The following is a 17,137-nucleotide window of genomic DNA, read 5'->3' as shown; positions in this document are numbered from 1 at the left end:
CGTGCAACCAAATGTATTCTGGGTGTGCTTTTTACGCTCTCAACCGTCCAAAGCCCTGTTTTGGTACGCTGAGAGAGGGTGATGTTCGGCCACAACCTGCCGCAACTGCTCCGTCTGCACGTGGGTATAAATCTGGGTTGTCGCAATATCTGCATGGCCCAGCAGCATTTGCAGCGCGCGCAGGTCCGCTCCATGCGCAAGCAGGTGGGTGGCAAAGGAATGGCGCAGCACATGGGGGGAAAGGCGCGCAGGCTCCAGCCCGGCCTTTAACCCCACATCATGCAGTATCCGGTCAAAAGCCTGCCGGGTCATAGCCCGTGCGGGGTTCCGTCCGGGAAAAAGATAGGGACTATTCAGCCCCGCATCCGCCTGCACCAGCGCACTGGCCGCCTGCCGTGCGCTATCGGAAAGAGGGACAAGCCGCTCCCGCCCACCTTTGCCACGCACGCTGAGCATGCGCTGGTCCACCGCCATTGCCTGCCGGGGCAGCACCAGCAGTTCTGAAATCCGCAACCCCGACGCATACAGCAGCTCCAGCGCCGCCCGCGCCACCAAAGCACGACGCTTTTTGGCGAGGGAAGCTCCTTCTGGCTCCACGCAGGCATCGAGCAGGGCCAGCACTTCCGATTCGGACAAAAAACGCGGCAGCGCCTGCTCTGCACGGGGGGAATCGAGGTGTTCGGCCGGGTTATCCGCCCGCACGCCCTCACGCAGTAAAAACAGGTAGAACTGCCTGATACACGACAGCCGACGCGCCACGGTACGCCGCGACTGCGCCTGCGCGGACAGGTCCGCCAACCAGCCACGCAGGCCATCGGTATCTGCCGTGCGCAGGGTCTGCCCCACGGCCCGCAAACTCTGCGCACAGGACTCGAGATCAGCCTGGTACGCCAGCAGGGTATTGGGGGCGGCCGCACGCTCGGCGGCCTGCATTTCCAGAAAAAGCTCTACGCAGCCTTCCGCGTTACTCACCGGTGGGCGGGAGCCTGCACCGTGGGAGAAATGCTGAGCCGGGCGGGGGCTGCTGGCACAACAGGCGTTACAACCGGAACAGCAGGAGCCGGAGGTACGGCAACCGAGGGAGTTGTTGCTACCGCTTCGGCCGCAAAGGGGAGGTCATGGTGAACAGGCTGTGGCACGGGTGGCCGACCGGCAACCCCCAGGGCGGCAAAGCCTCCCAGCGCGCCAAGAACAACAACGGCAAAAACGATCAGAACCATACGGCTCATTCGGGCAGGCTCCCCTTACAACAGATATAGGTGTGTTCTTTCTGCTCTATGTTAAGCTAGGCTTTATGTCATCACGTATCTCTCCCCCCTCCCCAACCACAGACCCGCCACCTATCCCGCTTGATCTGGAGCGGATTGTCCGCAACCCCAGCAACACCGGCATGACCTCGGGGCGCAGTATCGTGCTGGTCGGCCTTATGGGGGCTGGCAAAACAACAGTTGGCCGCCACCTTGCCGCCAGACTCGGCCTGCCCTTTGTTGATGCCGATGTTGAAATCGAGCGTGCCGCAGGCTGCTCCATTGCCGATGTGTTCCAGCTTTATGGCGAAAGCGCGTTCCGCGATGGCGAACGCCGGGTAATTCGCCGTCTGCTTGAAGGCCCCCCCATGGTGCTGGCAACCGGGGGCGGCGCGTTCATGGATTCCCAGACCCGCGCCCTGGTGCGCAGGCAGGCGGTTTCGGTCTGGCTGCGTTGCCCTCTGCCCGTTCTGCTGCGCCGCGTAGCCGGGCGCACACACAGGCCGCTGCTCAACACCGCATCCCCCAGAGATGTGCTGGACCGGCTGATGACCATCCGCCACCCGGTCTATGCAGAAGCCGAGATTATTGTCGATTGTGGAGACAACAACGTGGAACACACCACAACCCGCGTGATGGAAGCGCTTGCCTTGTCCCGCCGTCCACTACGGCTGCCGGTCTCGCTGGCCAGAGCGTCTTACGATGTGGTGATCGGCACGGATCTGATCAGCCGGGCGGGCGGGCTGCTGGCTCCGGTACTTCCGCAGAAAAACGCCATCATCATTACCGACAGCACCGTAGCGCCCCTTTACCTGCAAAAGCTGGAAGACTCGCTACACGAAACAGGCGTGCGCACCCGCAGCCTGCGCGTAACACCGGGCGAGCAGAGCAAATGCCTGACCGTTTACCAGCATCTGACAGACGCCATTCTGGAGCAGGGCGTGGAACGGCGGACAACACTCATCGCTCTTGGTGGAGGAGTCGTGGGGGATCTGGCCGGATTTGTGGCGGCCACGACCCTGCGCGGACTGCCATTTGTGCAAATCCCCACCACCCTGCTTTCTCAGGTCGATTCTTCCGTGGGAGGCAAAACCGGCATCAACACACGCTGGGGCAAGAACCTGCTGGGCGCTTTTCATCAGCCCCTGTGCGTGCTGGCTGATGTGACAACGCTCAGCACTCTCCCCCGGCGCGAACTGGTCGCGGGCTATGCTGAAATCGTCAAATCCGGCCTGATCGGCGACCCGGCTCTTTTTGACTGGTGCGAAAAACACGGCGCCGCCGTTCTGGATCAGAACCCCGAATCTCTGGCCGAAGCCGTGCGACAGGCCTGCGCCTTCAAGGCCCGGGTTGTCGCAGCAGATGAACGTGAAGAACAGAAAAGCGATGGCCGCGCCCTGCTCAACCTTGGCCACACTTTTGGTCACGCGCTGGAGGCCGAACTTGGCTACGATGGCCGCCTGCTGCATGGTGAGGCCGTGTCCATCGGGCTGAATCTGGCCTTTATGCTCTCAGTCAGGCTCGGACTTTGCCCGGAGCAGGATCAACTCCGCGTGACACAACATCTGGAAAGCCTGAACATGCCAGCGCATATCCGGGACCTGTCCCAGACCTTTGCTGTGAAAGACCTGATGGCCCACATGCAACGGGACAAGAAGATGCAGGATGGACGTCTGTCATTTGTACTTGCTCGCGGAATCGGTCGTGCTTTTACAACACAGGACGTTCCTGCAGATGCAGTAAGGAAAGTTCTGGTCTGCGATGGCGCACGGGAGTGACAAACATATAGTCGCATACTTTATTTTTAAGGTGTTGTATTTTTGCAATAAGCCTCATTTCCGCCTTATTCTGGCGCGAGAGCATGGCTTAAATCTGCGGTTGCAGAGCTATTGGACACAGCAAACGAAGCAACTACAATGCAGCATGCAGCCAGTTCATGTTCATGCTGCAAAATGATCTGTTGCAACGAAAGCACTGCTGTGTCTTTTAGTCGACAAGAGTATGAAACGTCGCCTTATCCCGAATGGGTGAGGAACGCTTTATACGAATTTTTGGTGCATCGGGTGGTCAGTGACGCCAGTAATTGGTAGAACAGGCTCACCTAGATGAAATATTGAGGGCAAAAAATGCGTCTCCGCACGGCGTTACTCGCAACAACCCTGATGGCAGCGGCTCCGGCGGCCGCATCCGCCACCACCATCACCGGCCCGTATGTCGACCTCGGCGGCGGCTACGACCTGACCCAGACCCAGACGTTCAAAACCAAAGGTGGTAGTGAACGCGGCAGCAACAAGGTCGGCCACAAAAGCGGCTGGACCGGTTACGGCTCCGCTGGCTGGGGCTTTGGTAACGGCCTGCGCGCTGAAGTGGAAGGCACCTACCTGCGCTCCAACCTGAGCGGCAGCACGGGTAACGGCACCCGCAACCGCGGCAAGGATTCTTCCTACGGCGGTTTCATCAACGCTCTGTACGACTTTGACCTGACGAAGTTCGGCATCAACAATGTGCCCGTTACTCCGTTCATCGGTGCCGGTGCAGGCTACCTGTGGACGCAGGAACACCAGAGCTTTGGTTCCGCCCCCGGTTACCGTGGCACAAAAGGTGGCTTTGCTTATCAGGCCATCGTCGGTGCAGCATTCGACACGGGTATTCCTGGCTTTCAGGTAACCGCGCAGTACCGCATGATCGGTCAGCCTGGCTCCTTCCGTAACGGCCAGTTCGACGATGTTCGCTCCGGCAGCAACCAGACCAGCGTTGACCATCGCTTCAACCACCTGTTCATGGTTGGCCTGCGTTATGCGTTCGACACGGCTCCGCCGCCCCCGCCGCCGGCTGCTCCGATCGTTGCTGCTCCGGCTCCGCTGCCAGCACGTTCCTACCTCGTGTTCTTCGACTGGGATAAGTCTGTCCTGAGCGCACGGGCTCGTCAGATTGTGGCTGAAGCTGCTCAGGCTTCCACCCACGTTCAGACCACCCGCATCGAAGTTAACGGTTATACCGATAACTCCGCAGCTCACCCTGGCCCGCGCGGCGAAAAGTACAACCTGGGCCTGTCCCTGCGTCGTGCTGAAAGCGTGAAGGCCGAGCTGGTTCATGACGGCGTTCCGGCTGCTGCCATCGACATCCACGGTTATGGTGAAGCCCATCCGCTGGTGCCGACCGGCCCGAACACTCGCGAACCGCAGAACCGCCGCGTGGAAATTATCCTCCACTAATCGGTCTGCTCCGGGTTACCTCGGAACAAAAAGGGAGGCACCTTCGGGTGCCTCTTTTTTTTATGGAATTTTATTCTCTACATTTTTTGCATTGCTGCTTATTGCCAAGAACAAAACCGGGATATGGCTGAATATCTGTGCTGGTTAAAAAGTAACGTATTTCCAAACATACGCTATCATAGCCTGTTGCATATCCATCACACCCCTACTGCCCACGGCTCCCAATAGACCCGCATACGCACAGAACACACGCGCCAAAGGAAAAGGATTATCCCCAAAGCGGGCCATTATGACTGCCCCAGAGGGTTCCCAGAACAGGACTAAGGCAGGATATCCAAGCCTCTCCGCTTTTTATATCTTGCCCTGATCATTTTTTTCTGACTTTTGCAGGATATGCGTTCAGTTCTTCCGTTCAGACCACCCCCACGCCTTTCACGCTTTTTTAAATTCTGCGTTGTCGGCAGCCTTGGTTTTCTGTGGGATACAGTATCTGTTTATGCCCTGCTCCCCGTTATCGGGTTAACCGCAGCAACACTGGTTGCTTATTTTATTGCCGCAACGCTCAACTGGATTCTGAACAGTTTATGGACATTCCGTAGCGTTGGTCGCCACGATCATCCGGTCCTGCAATGGCTGCGATTCCTTTCCGCCAACAGTCTGGGGTTTTTTCTGAACCGTGGAACAGTCTATACGCTGTTTTATGTCTTTCCACTTTGCGTCCATTACCCTGTTCTGGCACTGACCTGCGGCAGTTTTGCAGGGTTATTCGCCAACTTCAGTCTGACGCAAAAGCTGGTTTTTCGCGAAAAACCGCCCGCCTCGGCACTCGAACTTGCAGAAATGACCGTACAGTTCCCCGCCGCCGACCCCACACACAACGCAGAGCCATAATCCTGCCCTCTTTCAGAGAAGCACAGGGTGCGCTACATTTACCCACAGGTTTAAGAGAATACTGCGCGTATCACCCGGCCGTAAGCATCGTCCATCGCTCCGTGGGAAGGTCTTACGCGCTCAACCAGTTTCAGGACTTTGCTGCCTCACGCCATGCTGACAACAAATGAAATCCGCACCGCTTTTCTGGACTATTTTGCCAGCAAGGGCCACCAGATCGTCCCCTCCTCGTCCCTAGTGCCGAGCAACGACCCAACCCTGCTGTTTACCAACGCAGGGATGGTCCAGTTTAAAAACGTGTTTACCGGGCAGGAAACACGCCCCTACTCCCGCGCAACGACCGCACAGAAGGTTGTGCGCGCAGGCGGCAAGCATAACGATCTGGATAACGTTGGCTACACGGCCCGGCACCATACGTTCTTTGAAATGATGGGGAATTTTTCCTTCGGGGATTATTTCAAGCCGCAGGCCATAGAACTGGCGTGGAACCTGATTACCAAAGGTTTCGGCATTTCCCCGGACAAGCTGCTTGTGACCGTCTTTGCCGAGGATGAAGAGGCCGCCGGTCTGTGGCGCTCCATTGCCGGGCTGGATGACAGCCGCATTATCCGTATTCCCACTTCCGATAACTTCTGGCGGATGGGTGATACCGGCCCCTGCGGCCCCTGCTCCGAGATTTTTTATGATCACGGCCCCGATGTTCCCGGCGGCCCGCCCGGCTCCCCCGATGAAGATGGTGATCGGTTTGTCGAAATCTGGAACCTCGTGTTCATGCAGTATTTCGAAGACCCGCCGGGCACACGCTCCCCCCTGCCCCGCCCTTCCATTGATACGGGTCTGGGGTTGGAACGCTTTGCCGCCATCATGCAGGGCAAGCGCGACAACTACGATACGGACACGTTTGTATCGCTTATCAACGCATCGTCGGAACTGACGCATCAGGCTGTAAACGGCCCCTTTAAGGCCAGCCACCGCGTTGTGGCCGACCACCTGCGGTCCACCGCGTTTCTTATTGCCGATGGCGTTCTGCCCTCCAAGGATGGACGCGGCTACGTGCTGCGCCGGATCATGCGTCGCGCCATGCGCCATTTGCACATGATGGGCACCACGGACCCGGTGTTTTACAAACTGCTGCCAGCACTTATCCAGCAGATGGGTTCGGCCTACCCTGAACTGGTACATGGGGAAGCCCTGATCCGCGAAACCATGCGCGGAGAGGAAGAACGCTTTAAAGCCATGCTCGACCGCGGCCTGCACCTGCTGGATGACGAAAAGGGCAAGCTTGCCTCCGGCGCACCTCTCCCCGGCGATGTGGCTTTCCGCCTGTATGACACATTTGGCTTTCCGCTGGACCTGACGCAGGATGCCCTGCGTGGCAGCGGTCATGATGTGGATGTAAAAGGCTTTGATGACGCCATGACCATCCAGCGCCAGCGTGCCCGCGCAGCCTGGACCGGGTCTGGCGATACGGCGGTCGAAACCATCTGGTTCGAAGCGCGTGACAGGTTTGGCGCGTCCGAGTTTCTTGGCTATTCCACCGAACAGGCCGATGGCGAGGTCCTGGCCCTTGTTGCAGGCAATGCGTTCGTGCCCGAAGCAACAGTCGGGCAGGAAGTTGCCATACTGCTCAACCAGACCCCCTTCTACGGTGAAAGTGGCGGTCAGGCGGGCGATACAGGCTTTTTGACTGCCAAAGGTCTGAAGATCGCCATACGCGATACACAGAAAAAAGCAGGCGACCTGATCGTGCATTATGGCACGGTCACCGAAGGGACGCTCAGACCCGGCACGGCTGTAACCGCTACCGTAGACCATGACCGCCGTTCGGCCATACGTGCCCATCACTCGGCCACCCATCTGCTACACGAAGCCCTGCGCCGCCGCCTTGGTGCCCATGTGGCGCAAAAAGGCAGCCTGAACACTCCAGACCGCCTGCGCTTTGACGTCAGCCAGCCACGCCCGATTACGGCGGAAGAGCTGGCAGACATCGAAGCCGAAGTTAACCACCGTATCCGCCAGAATGCAGCCGTAACCACCCGCTCCATGACCCCCGAAGAAGCCATTGCCGAAGGGGCTACCGCCCTGTTTGGTGAAAAATATGGCGACGAGGTACGCGTTGTGACCATGGGTCCGGCTGAAGATGGCAAGGGTGCGTGGTCCATGGAACTGTGTGGTGGCACCCATGTCAGCCGCACGGGGGATATCGGGCAGTTCCGCATTGTTGCCGAAAACGGCGTTTCCGCCGGTGTGCGGCGTATCGAAGCCGTGGCGGGCAAGGCGGCCGAATCCCTGACTGCTGCAAACGAGCAGAGGCTGCTCCAGCTTGCCAGCATGATGAAGGTGAGCGTGGCCGATGCCCCCGAACGACTGGCCTCCCTGCTGGAAGAACGCAAGGCCATGGAACGCCAGATTGCCGGTCTGCAACGCCAGATGGCCACGGGCAGCGTTGCCGCTGCTGGCGTGGAAAAAGTGGGGGCTGCCCGTCTGGCCACGCGCAATGTGGGCGAAACCCCCGCGCGTGAACTGAAAGGGCTGGCAGAGACCATTCTCAAACAGGGCGAAGCCGATGTTGTGGTCCTGATTTCCTGCGCCGAGGGCAAAGGTAGTGTTGTGGCTGCTGTAGCTTCGGCCCTGACCGAAAAGGTAAACGCCGTTGCTCTGGTCAAGGCCGCCAGCATAGCCATGGGTGGCAAAGGTGGTGGTGGCCGTCCGGACATGGCGCAGGCAGGTGGGCCGGATGGCACGGCAGCAGATGCGGCCTTTGCCGCCGTACGCGATGTGCTGAAAGAAACCGTCTGACACAGACGCCCTGCAAACGAAGCAGCGGAGCAGACTGTGCTCTCCCTGTCCCGCTGCTTCCCTTTGATGCGCCTTTGGCGTAAGGATTGCGTTATGTCTTTACTTGCATCCCTTAAACTCGTTGTTGCACGCCCCCACCCGGAAGCTCGCCCGTTTTTGCTGGCGTCGGGTGCGCTGTCCGCCGTATCCTACCTGCTTGGCCGCAAGCTGCGCTGCCCTAGGTTGCGCCTGCTTGGCCACGCCAGCACCGGCTTTTTTGGCTTCTGCCTCTATTTTTTCCGTGATCCGGAGCGGATCGCGCCTGCCCGCAGCGATGTGGCGGTCGCACCTGCGGATGGGCATATTGTGTCCATTGAAAAAATTGCGCCCCCCAGAGAACTCGGCATGGGCGAAACCCCGGTGTGGCGGATTGCCACCTTCCTGTCCGTTCTGGATGTGCACATAAACCGCATGCCCGCAGCAGGAACAGTCACCCGTATTGCCTACCATCCGGGCCTGTTCCTGAACGCAAGTCTGGACAAGGCATCCGAGCAGAATGAACGCAATGCACTCAGCCTGACCCTGCCAGATGGTCGCATGCTGGCCGTGGTGCAGATTGCAGGGCTTGTTGCACGCCGGATTGTGTGCTCCGTCAACGAAGGTACAAAAGTGGAAGCAGGCGAACGCTTCGGCCTGATCCGCTTTGGGTCACGCACTGACCTGTATCTGCCGCAGGGTGTTGAACCACTGGTCGCTGTTGGTCAGACCATGGTTGGCGGCGAGACCGTCATGGCGCGTCTCTGACAAGCCCGTGACACTCCCCACACCAACGCCTCCTTCAGTGGTCCTGACCGAGCAGAAGGATGCCCCGCGCCCGCGCCACCGCAAACGGCGTGTGCGCAACAAAAGCCGAGGCCCTTCCTTTAACCGCCTGATCCCCAACATTCTGACAATGCTGGGGCTTTGCGCGGGCCTGATGGGCATGCGCTTTGCCATTGAAGGGCGCTTTCAGGCGGCTGCCGCAGCTCTGCTCATTTCCGCCTTTATAGATGGACTGGACGGGCGCATCGCCCGCATGCTGCGCGGGGCGACACGCTTTGGCGCGGAGTTTGACAGTCTTTCCGACTTTCTCTGCTTTGGGGTTGCGCCTTCGTTCCTGCTGTATTTCTGGGCGATCAAGGATAGTAACCGCTACGCTTTTCTGCCCTGCCTGCTCTTTACAGTCTGTATGGCGCTCAGGCTGGCGCGCTTTAACGCCAATCTGGACGGGGAAGAACTCAAACCCAAATATGCCAGCAATTTTTTTACCGGCGTGCCAGCACCAGCTGGTGCCGGGCTTGCACTTTTCCCGCTCTTTTTGGGGCTGGAAGCGCAAAAACTGGGTATAGACTGGCTTTACAACCTGACCCGCATGCCCTGGCTGCCAGACTTTACCTTGACCAGCACGGCCCTGCTGCTGGTCTCTACCCTTCCCGTCTGGTCCTTTAAAAACTTCAAGGTTCCCGCCCAGTTTGTGCTCCCCCTTATGCTGGGAACAGGCATTTACGCAGTGGTGCTGGTTGCGGACCCATGGGCCGCACTGGCTGCGGCGGGTGTCATCTATATGGTGCTGCTCCCCCTGAGCCGCCGCAGTTTTCTCAAACTGAAAAAAGCGGCCGAAGACCTGCATAATGGTGATACGGAAACACCTTCATCCCCTTGAGGGTGTTTCTTTTTGTCCACCCTGTGCGGCACTCCCGAGCAGGGTGCATAGCCCGTTCAGGATTTCCTGCGGGCTGGGCGGGCAGCCCGTAATGGCCAGATCAACCGACACACGCCGCTCCAGCCCCCCCATAACGGCGTAATTTTCGCTAAACACGCCGCCATCCAGCGCGCAGGTTCCAATACTGATAATACCTTTGGGGTTTGGCATGGCCTCCCACGCTGCCTGCAAAACGGGGGCCATGGTGCGGGTCAAGGCTCCTGTGACCAGCAGCACATCTGCCGAGCGGGGGGAGTTTACAAACCCGAACCCTGCTCCCTGCATGTCGTATGGCAGACAGGTCATGGCCTGTAGCTCCATGCCACAACCACCACATCCCCCCGTATCCACATGAAAAAGCAGCAAAGGCCAACGTGGGCCAAGTGGTTTGCGCTTTTGCCGTTCTTTCCAGAACACCGTATTCATGACTGCGCGGATCAGCCCCATGACCACCCCGCCTTGTACCCGCTCATGCCTGCTTCCCTAACCATCCAGCGCTGCTGCGTTCATACCCAGTGAACAGGCCAGTAACGCGGTATCCTCCGCCGCATGGTTGGGCAGAGCCTGTTCGAACACCAGCAGGGCCGAGGTTTCAGGCTTACGGCAAAAAGCCTCTGCCACACGACCATGGGCCAGACGCACCCAGTACAGCACCCCTCCCCACGGTCCTTCCACCAGCCCCGTTCCCTCTCCATCCCGCATGGACAGGGGGACTGTACCACCAGCATTCAAACCGATACGGGTCGAGGCGAGGTCCAGCATCCGCAGGCTTTCCTCCATCTCGTCCAGCAACAGCAGGGCGCGGTCTTCCGCGGTGCCGTTCTGCCTACCCGATGTATAACGCCACAGCCCGTCATATGCTGGCATCATGCGCCTGCCATCGCAGTCCCAGCCTGCGGCCCGTGCGACCGGGCCATCCAGCCCGACCCGCTCCAGATCATCTGCCTGAATGCGCCCCACGCTGCCCAGCAGGGCAGAAAGACCGGGATATTCACGCCATAAAAGCACAAGTTGCGGATAAGCCTTCTGCCCCAGCCCGTACAATCTGGCGCACAGATTTCCCATCTGTGTTGCTTCCCGCACGGACAGGCCACCGGGGATACAAACATCCATCAGCAGTCGCGACCCGGTTATGGGGGCGGCCTCGGCCACCAGTTTTTCCCGCAGCGCCATACAGTGCGACGCTACAAGCTGTGCACCGGCCAGCCGCGCCATACCGGCCAGAGTATACAGATGCTGGAACAGACGCTCCATTTCCAGCAAGGTCACGCGCAGGAGCGCCACTTCGGTTCCGACATGCGAATCGCAGGCATTTTCCACCGCCTGACAGAACGCAACCTGATGCGCCACGGAACTGCCAGCAGCAACCCGGCTGCTCAGCCGACAGACATCCTCCACCCGCGCATGCCGCGAGCGCCCCGCAATACCCCGGTGGGCATAGCCTGTCTGTGTTTCCGCATGAGCGACAAGCGTGTTGGACAGGACAAGCCGTGTATAAAATGGCGGAGCCAGACTGCCCGTTGCAGGGCCACACTCTTCCACCCGCCCTGTAGCCTCTGCCATGACATCAGACGGCTGAAACGCCACAAGCCCCTTGCGCTGCCCCCCCCGACCGGGGGCGGCAGAAAGTGGGGAAGAAGCAGACCACACATCATGATCAAGCAGGGGGCGCACATCCACCGCCCACATGGCTTCTGCTCCAAACAGGTCATAGATCGCCCGTTCATACAGACTGGCCGCAACCCGTGCGGGGGAAAGCGCAGGATAGCGCCCCCCTTCCAATGCCAGCGTTGCAGCCAGCGGATGTCCATCGGGCAAGAACAGAGCGTGCACATCCACCCCATCGCACCATAGCCCGACGAAAGGCAGGTCATCATCCCCGAGCAGGTCCACCATATCGCGCCAGGCCAGTTCATCCAGCCGGAAGCGCCATGGGGTGGAGGTCTGTTCGCCTGCGTAAATCAGCGTGGCGACATCCATCAGAATGCTCCCAGCATCATGGCCAGTGGCACCAGAAAGCCCATAACGGTCAGCACCGAGCACGCCACGCGCCCGGCCATGTCATCTGGCCAGAACAGGCGGGCGGCCTCCCTGTCTGGCACGGCACGCAGCACGGCAGCCAGAATGCCACACACGGTCAGCACCGCAACAGGCCAGGCCCAGTCGGTCATAACAGAGAGAAGAAGCAGGCACCCCACAAACGGCGCACCGGGGGGAAAACAGGCCAGAACATTAATCGCCCAGCCGCGCCCACTGCGGTTCCCCCCCGCCAGGCACCAGCCGCACAGGAACAGCAAAGCCGCAACATCCGCCTCCACGCCAACGGCCATAAGCGCCAGCGCTGAAGGAAATGTGCGGAACAGCCTCTGCCTGTCCCCCGCACGGCCAGCACCGGCCGTTAACCAGACCGAAATAAGACCCGCTGCCACCAGAGCCATTTCAAACGCAGCGCCGCCATGCCCACGCAGCCGCATGGCCAGCAGGATGGAAGCCCCTGCAAACGGAAGGAACAGGAAGCTCCCGTTCTCATCCCGCCAGAACTGACCAAACGGGGCAAGTCCGGTTAAAATAACAAGGCCACATGCCATCATCAGGCCTGAAACCGTACTCCCCTGAGGCAATAACAAACCCGACAGCACAAGAACCGTTCCCACCGACCCGGTGCGGATTAAGCCCCACCCGGTTTTGGCCTGCCCGGCCGGACGCGTGAAAACAAACACTCCCCACGCCAGAGCCAGCTCCAGAATACCCAGCCCTACGGCGGGCTGGGGGGCAACACACGCAAGCCCCGCCAGAGCGGTGCAGACATGCGGCAGGCTGCGCAACAGGCGGTCGGACTGGGGACCGTTTTCCAGCACCAGCAACAGCAGGCCGAATGCGAGCATGACCCGACCCGCCCTTTGCACCGGATCATCATCCCACCCGCTGGGGCCATTCCCAGCCGAGGAGAACATGAACACAACAACCGTAAGCACGCAGCCAATGGCAGCCATCCATATGGCTGCTTCGCGGCTATGGGCAACGGGTAATGCGGCCACGACCAGAGCGCCAATAAAGGGCCACACAAACGCCAGTGCGGCCAAAAAAACCGCGGCTTCCACGCCAGCGCTCATGCGCCTGCCCCTCCGCCCGGCTGCTCCGTGCGCCTGTTCCGCTGGCCAGCGGCACGCACTGGCACAACACGCGGCATAATCCGGTGAATACACATACCCCCAAGCAGCAGCGCCACCACCCCCGCCAGAGCCGCAACACCCAGCACCACAGGCTGGTGATCCAATACGGCAGACAGCAGAACGCCTTCAATACAGGTTAAAAGCCCCGCCCATTGCCAGACCATGCTCTGGCGGCACACAACGGCCACAAGCCCGGCCACCATGGTACACAACCCGGCGGGGAAAACAGTACTGCCCGCGCGACCACAGGCCAGCAGCAGCAGAACCATAAGCGCCAGTGCAAAAAACGGCACGGCGACCCCTGTGCGTTCGTGTGTGGCATCATGCTGGTAGCGGGTTAAAAAAAACGGCGGCAAGGCTGCAAACAGCAAGGCCAGCGCGGCCCCGACCTCCTGCATCGGAGCAAGCCCATCCACCAGCATGGCCAGCGCGGTCACCACCCCGGCAGGTAGCAGAAAACCAACTCCGCGCGCCACAACACACAAGGCCACCATCGGCACAAGAATGGCAACCAGCGTCATGGCGCTTCCTCCATACCGGCGACGGAAGCCTGAGCATTATCCTGCAAAACAGCAGACATGCTGGTATCCTCCCGCTCGGCCAGAAAGGGGTGAACGGACCAGGTTACCTGCAAGGCCAGAACTCCGAGCAGAAAAATACTTACCAGCCGCACCCGAGCGCGCCGTAGCGGAGGCAGCACAACCAGCCGGAGCAATGCAAGCAGCATCGCAGCCAGCAGCAGCTTTGCACCCCACAGACCAAAACCGAGCATGCACTGGCTCAGCCACGGTTCCATACCCCCATCATCGGGCATGGCAAGACTGCCCGGCCATGCCGTATCGAGTGCGAGCACAACCCACGCCATTTGTACACAGTCCGCCGCCCAGAGCCACATGGCCCGCTCCGGCCCGGCCAGCAGGGCAAGCTGTCCGTCCTGCACAGGCCACGCCAATGCGGGCACCAAAAACAGGGCCACCCCGGCCAGCACAAAGGGGGCACCATCGGTCAAGGGGGAAAGCCCGTGTACCGTGGCCAGAAAAACCGAAAAATCACGTGCGCCACAGAGCAGAAAAACCGGCACCAGTGCGGGCAGCAACAAAAACGCGCCCAGCATGCCACGAGCGCCCTGCACCGCCCCCAGACCACCACCCAGCACACAGGGAATGTTCAGGAACATCAGCGCCATAACCAGCACGCAGCAGATCAGCAGCAACCCCGGTGCGGGAAAACCCGGAACCGCAAGTGTAAATACCGGAACCAGCGCACAGCCCAGAACAGCCAGCACCAGCGCCGCCGCACAGGCAATGCCAGCCAACTGTGCACCCTCCTGCGGCAAGCGGGGCCGATGGAACTGGTGCCATATATCCTGCCAGCGCCCCATGACCGGAAAAGCCGATACGCCCGACAGGCGACCCGCCACCCGCCCGACAAGCCCGCTCAGCCAGGGGGCTACAAACACCATAACCAGTGTCTGCAGCTCGAGAAGCAGCAAAAAGAGGAGGCCCCAGCCCCAGGGGATGGAATGTGTCATTTACCCACAAACAGCCCTGCCAGCAGCCCCACTCCCATAAGGAGCAGGATAAGGATCATACCCTGCGCTTCGCACCAGCTTATGCCTACAAACAGACACCGCCGCGCATAACGCCAGAAAATTTTTCCACGACGGGACAAAATACCCCCCGCCCCCGGTATACGCAGGACCGGGACCGCCGCAGGCGTGGTAAAAAACCCGCACCATGCTGACCACAAAGGCAACATGCCTCCTCCATGACAGCCTTCCACCGCAGGTGCGGGGTCATTCCGGTCGGGGAGCATTTCGTATACCGGGGCTCCCTGGCGCCATGCTGCAACCTGCCGGGGAGCGGGAACAAATGGCATAAAACCAAACATCCGGACCAGAAGACCCGTAGCAAGCAGCACCAGCGCCAGTCCCAGCAAAACCAGCAGTGGCGTCAAACGGGCGGCATGCCCGGCAAAATGCACTGTTGTCATGTCCTGCCATGTTACGGGCGGCAAGGGTGGGCCCACAACCAGATGGTCCGCCACAAACAGCCAGATTCCCGGCAAAAAAGCCAGAATACTGCTCAGCACCGCACATACCCACAGGGGCAGGACCATGGCGGGTGGTGTATCAGGCATATCCTGTGGAGCAGACAGAAGCAGCAGGCCCACACGCACCAGAGCAGCGCTCAACACCACCCCAAGAGTGACAAAAAATACCACCAGCATAACCGCCAGCAGCGCCACGACCGGCTGTGTGGCCTCGACCGAATAGCTGCCTCCCGCCAGAGCCGCCCACAGGACCGAAAACCCACCACATGGCGGTAAAACCGAACACTGGGCCAGCACCACACCCAGCAGGCACCGCACCGTAGGGGTATGGAATATGCCGCTCCGGCTTGCCTCGCTACGCTGAACCACCCAGAGCACGCCCAGCAGCGCCACAGCAGGTGCGCCCATGCCCAGCACCACGGTCGTACGAAACGTATCCGCCCCACCCAGAGGGGAGGAGAGGGCCAGCACAAGCGCCAGTACAAGCATGCCGTACCAGCAGGCCGCTACCCCCGCCACAAGGGCCGTAGCCTGCTGGCCACGCATGGCCTGCGCAAGCCCCGCACACGCCACTACCCCTCCGCAGACCAGCAGCACCCCCTGGGAGAGCAGAGGCAGTTCCCCGACCTCGGCCAGCAAGCGCCCTAGCAAAAACAGGCCAATACAGGCGGGCAGAACACCCAATGGCCCACGCTGCACGGCAATGGCCCACCCCACAAGCAGGACCATAACCCCCAGCAACGGTACGGACAGGCTGCTATCGGCTGGAATACAGGCTGGCAGCACGGCAAAAGGCAGGCACAGCCCGCGCTTGCCCTGCCCTGCCAGCAGCACAAGGGCCGTACCCGTAAAAAGGCCAAACACCAGAGGCGAGAGGGCCAGAACACCCAGACAGGCCAGCACGCAGGCCACACCCGCCCGTCCGCGGCCAACCAGCCCCCCCACACAGGCCAGAATGGCCAGCATGGGCAGGGACGGCCCATCCGCCCCGAACACGGGAAACCACCCGAACTCCCCTTCAACACGAAAGGCGGCACCTGTCAGGGCGGTCACACCGGCAATCCCCCAGAGTGCCACCAATATTTCGGTCCGCCAGAATGCCATACCGCGCAGGACGTTATCCGGCAGCGCAGCAACAGCACCCAGCGCCATCAGCACCAGAAGCAGACCACAAAGAACACACGTGAGAAGAATGGAACCCAGCCCCAAAACCTATGAACACGAAAACCGGCGGATAACACCATGAGTGCAGGCTGAATACAATGTGTTCAACCTCCCCCAACACAGAGGCTAGGGTGTTTTTCCCGCTCTGGGCGCTCCGACCATACCAGCCCAGGGCATGCGCATACGCGCAAGCCACCCCTCTTTATGCTGTACCGGCAAAGAAAAGGCGGAATACATTTCCGGCACAGCCTCTACCAGAATAAGGCTGCCCCCGCCGGGACAGAGCACCTTGCCTGCAATATCCATCTGCCTGCCACGCCTGAGGGTACGGCAGACCTGGCTGGCTGGCAGAAACACGGCCTCGTCCCACTGTTCGGCCCGCAGCATGGCTGCTGCCAGCAACTGCCGCAGTCCGGGCCGTGTAAAGGCTGCATCCCGCGCGAAGGGGGTAAGCCGCAGCCTTGCCCGTCCTCCCAGCCGACTGGGCACAACCATAAGCAGGCGTCCATCGTCCTTGAGCGCACGGGCCGCAGAGCGCAGCACGGTCAGCGGGCTTTCACGCCCTTGCAGGGCATGCACAAGCAGAATGCGGTCAAACCTCTGCGGCTCAAACGGAAGGCTCGCAGGGTCCACCACACAGCATGACCCGCGCTGCAAAACCACATTGCTCCGCATGGCCCCAAAATTGGCCCCTATGCGCAGGGTGGAGGCATCACCAAGTACATGCAGGTAAGGGGTTGCCCCACCCAGCCCCAGAACGGACTGGTTTTTAAGCTCCGGCCAGAACCACCGCATGCGCTCGCCCAGCAGGCTGACACACACACTGCCCGGTGGAGTCCCGTAAAAGCATTCTTCGCGCGGCATGGCATTTTGCAT

The 17,137-nt window shown here is 60.3% G+C and carries 15 protein-coding genes; 6 read left to right on the top strand and 9 right to left on the bottom strand.

The features are described 5' to 3' along the window. Positions 1–39: 39 nt before the first annotated feature. Positions 40–972 (bottom strand): tyrosine recombinase, encoded by a 933-nt coding sequence (locus tag PY793_RS00975; protein ID WP_275176268.1) that lies wholly within the window; start codon positions 970–972, stop codon positions 40–42. Next, on the bottom strand, positions 969–1,229 hold the full coding sequence (locus PY793_RS00970; protein ID WP_275176267.1) for a hypothetical protein: 261 nt from the start codon (positions 1,227–1,229) through the stop codon (positions 969–971). Before PY793_RS00970 ends, PY793_RS00975 begins: the two co-directional genes overlap by 4 nt. Positions 1,230–1,294: 65 nt before the next feature. On the opposite strand from PY793_RS00970, the gene aroB reads away from it, so the two are divergent. The 6 genes from aroB to PY793_RS00940 all read left to right on the top strand — a co-directional run bounded on the left by aroB (position 1,295) and on the right by PY793_RS00940 (position 9,833). Next, positions 1,295–3,025: a 3-dehydroquinate synthase gene (gene aroB, locus PY793_RS00965; RefSeq protein WP_275176266.1), complete on the top strand. Its 1,731-nt coding sequence runs from the start codon at positions 1,295–1,297 to the stop codon at positions 3,023–3,025. Positions 3,026–3,373: 348 nt separating this feature from the next. Then, positions 3,374–4,462, top strand: coding sequence for an OmpA family protein (locus PY793_RS00960; RefSeq protein WP_275176265.1), 1,089 nt, complete (start codon positions 3,374–3,376; stop codon positions 4,460–4,462). Between the two features lie 393 nt (positions 4,463–4,855). Beyond that, positions 4,856–5,353, top strand: coding sequence for a GtrA family protein (locus tag PY793_RS00955; protein WP_275176264.1), 498 nt, complete (start codon positions 4,856–4,858; stop codon positions 5,351–5,353). Positions 5,354–5,506: 153 nt separating this feature from the next. After that, complete coding sequence (alaS, locus tag PY793_RS00950; protein WP_275176263.1) at positions 5,507–8,152, top strand: alanine--tRNA ligase; 2,646 nt, start codon at positions 5,507–5,509, stop codon at positions 8,150–8,152. A 93-nt stretch (positions 8,153–8,245) separates the two neighbouring features. Beyond that, positions 8,246–8,935: a phosphatidylserine decarboxylase gene (locus PY793_RS00945; protein WP_275176262.1), complete on the top strand. Its 690-nt coding sequence runs from the start codon at positions 8,246–8,248 to the stop codon at positions 8,933–8,935. Positions 8,936–8,942: 7 nt separating this feature from the next. Next, entirely contained in the window at positions 8,943–9,833 is an 891-nt protein-coding gene (locus PY793_RS00940; RefSeq protein ID WP_408744639.1) for a CDP-alcohol phosphatidyltransferase family protein, read from the top strand. Here PY793_RS00940 and PY793_RS00935 read toward each other — a convergent pair. The 7 genes from PY793_RS00935 to PY793_RS00905 all read right to left on the bottom strand — a co-directional run bounded on the left by PY793_RS00935 (position 9,822) and on the right by PY793_RS00905 (position 17,125). Further along, on the bottom strand, positions 9,822–10,319 hold the full coding sequence (locus PY793_RS00935) for an NADH-quinone oxidoreductase subunit B family protein (protein WP_275176261.1): 498 nt from the start codon (positions 10,317–10,319) through the stop codon (positions 9,822–9,824). The two genes, PY793_RS00940 and PY793_RS00935, sit on opposite strands and share 12 nt — an antisense overlap. Positions 10,320–10,355: 36 nt before the next feature. Continuing rightward, a complete protein-coding gene (locus PY793_RS00930; RefSeq protein ID WP_275176259.1) occupies positions 10,356–11,852 on the bottom strand; it encodes an NADH-quinone oxidoreductase subunit D-related protein in 1,497 nt (498 codons plus the stop codon). Continuing rightward, complete coding sequence (locus PY793_RS00925) at positions 11,852–12,985, bottom strand: hypothetical protein (RefSeq protein ID WP_275176258.1); 1,134 nt, start codon at positions 12,983–12,985, stop codon at positions 11,852–11,854. The genes PY793_RS00930 and PY793_RS00925 overlap by 1 nt, the downstream gene beginning before the upstream one ends. Further along, a complete protein-coding gene (locus PY793_RS00920; protein ID WP_275176257.1) occupies positions 12,982–13,566 on the bottom strand; it encodes a hypothetical protein in 585 nt (194 codons plus the stop codon). Before PY793_RS00920 ends, PY793_RS00925 begins: the two co-directional genes overlap by 4 nt. Then, positions 13,563–14,576, bottom strand: a complete 1,014-nt coding sequence (locus PY793_RS00915; RefSeq protein WP_275176256.1) for a hypothetical protein — start codon at positions 14,574–14,576, stop codon at positions 13,563–13,565. Before PY793_RS00915 ends, PY793_RS00920 begins: the two co-directional genes overlap by 4 nt. Further along, positions 14,573–16,249 carry a hypothetical protein gene (locus tag PY793_RS00910; protein ID WP_275176255.1) on the bottom strand — a complete coding sequence of 559 codons (1,677 nt, stop codon included), beginning with the start codon at positions 16,247–16,249 and terminating at the stop codon, positions 14,573–14,575. Before PY793_RS00910 ends, PY793_RS00915 begins: the two co-directional genes overlap by 4 nt. Before the next feature lie 138 nt (positions 16,250–16,387). Further along, positions 16,388–17,125: a class I SAM-dependent methyltransferase gene (locus PY793_RS00905; RefSeq protein ID WP_275176254.1), complete on the bottom strand. Its 738-nt coding sequence runs from the start codon at positions 17,123–17,125 to the stop codon at positions 16,388–16,390. Between the last annotated feature and the right edge of the window lie 12 nt (positions 17,126–17,137).

The sequence above is a fragment of the Acetobacter fabarum genome, assembly GCF_029069195.1.
GTDB classification, from domain to species: domain Bacteria; phylum Pseudomonadota; class Alphaproteobacteria; order Acetobacterales; family Acetobacteraceae; genus Acetobacter; species Acetobacter fabarum_A.
The sequence above is the reverse complement of the archived record's forward strand: the minus strand, read 5'-3'. Positions and strand labels throughout refer to the sequence as shown.

Bases quoted from the DNA above. Each gene is read 5' to 3' on its own strand.
- PY793_RS00970 (WP_275176267.1), bottom strand. From the start codon at position 1,229: ATGAGCCGTATGGTTCTGATCGTTTTTGCCGTTGTTGTTCTTGGCGCG.
- PY793_RS00920 (WP_275176257.1), bottom strand. From the start codon at position 13,566: ATGACGCTGGTTGCCATTCTTGTGCCGATGGTGGCCTTGTGTGTTGTG.
- PY793_RS00960 (WP_275176265.1), top strand. From the start codon at position 3,374: ATGCGTCTCCGCACGGCGTTACTCGCAACAACCCTGATGGCAGCGGCT.
- PY793_RS00905 (WP_275176254.1), bottom strand. From the start codon at position 17,125: ATGCCGCGCGAAGAATGCTTTTACGGGACTCCACCGGGCAGTGTGTGT.
- PY793_RS00955 (WP_275176264.1), top strand. From the start codon at position 4,856: ATGCGTTCAGTTCTTCCGTTCAGACCACCCCCACGCCTTTCACGCTTT.
- PY793_RS00945 (WP_275176262.1), top strand. From the start codon at position 8,246: ATGTCTTTACTTGCATCCCTTAAACTCGTTGTTGCACGCCCCCACCCG.
- PY793_RS00930 (WP_275176259.1), bottom strand. From the start codon at position 11,852: ATGGATGTCGCCACGCTGATTTACGCAGGCGAACAGACCTCCACCCCA.
- alaS (WP_275176263.1), top strand. From the start codon at position 5,507: ATGCTGACAACAAATGAAATCCGCACCGCTTTTCTGGACTATTTTGCC.
- aroB (WP_275176266.1), top strand. From the start codon at position 1,295: ATGTCATCACGTATCTCTCCCCCCTCCCCAACCACAGACCCGCCACCT.
- PY793_RS00935 (WP_275176261.1), bottom strand. From the start codon at position 10,319: ATGGGGCTGATCCGCGCAGTCATGAATACGGTGTTCTGGAAAGAACGG.
- PY793_RS00925 (WP_275176258.1), bottom strand. From the start codon at position 12,985: ATGAGCGCTGGCGTGGAAGCCGCGGTTTTTTTGGCCGCACTGGCGTTT.
- PY793_RS00915 (WP_275176256.1), bottom strand. From the start codon at position 14,576: ATGACACATTCCATCCCCTGGGGCTGGGGCCTCCTCTTTTTGCTGCTT.
- PY793_RS00910 (WP_275176255.1), bottom strand. From the start codon at position 16,249: ATGGCGCTGGGTGCTGTTGCTGCGCTGCCGGATAACGTCCTGCGCGGT.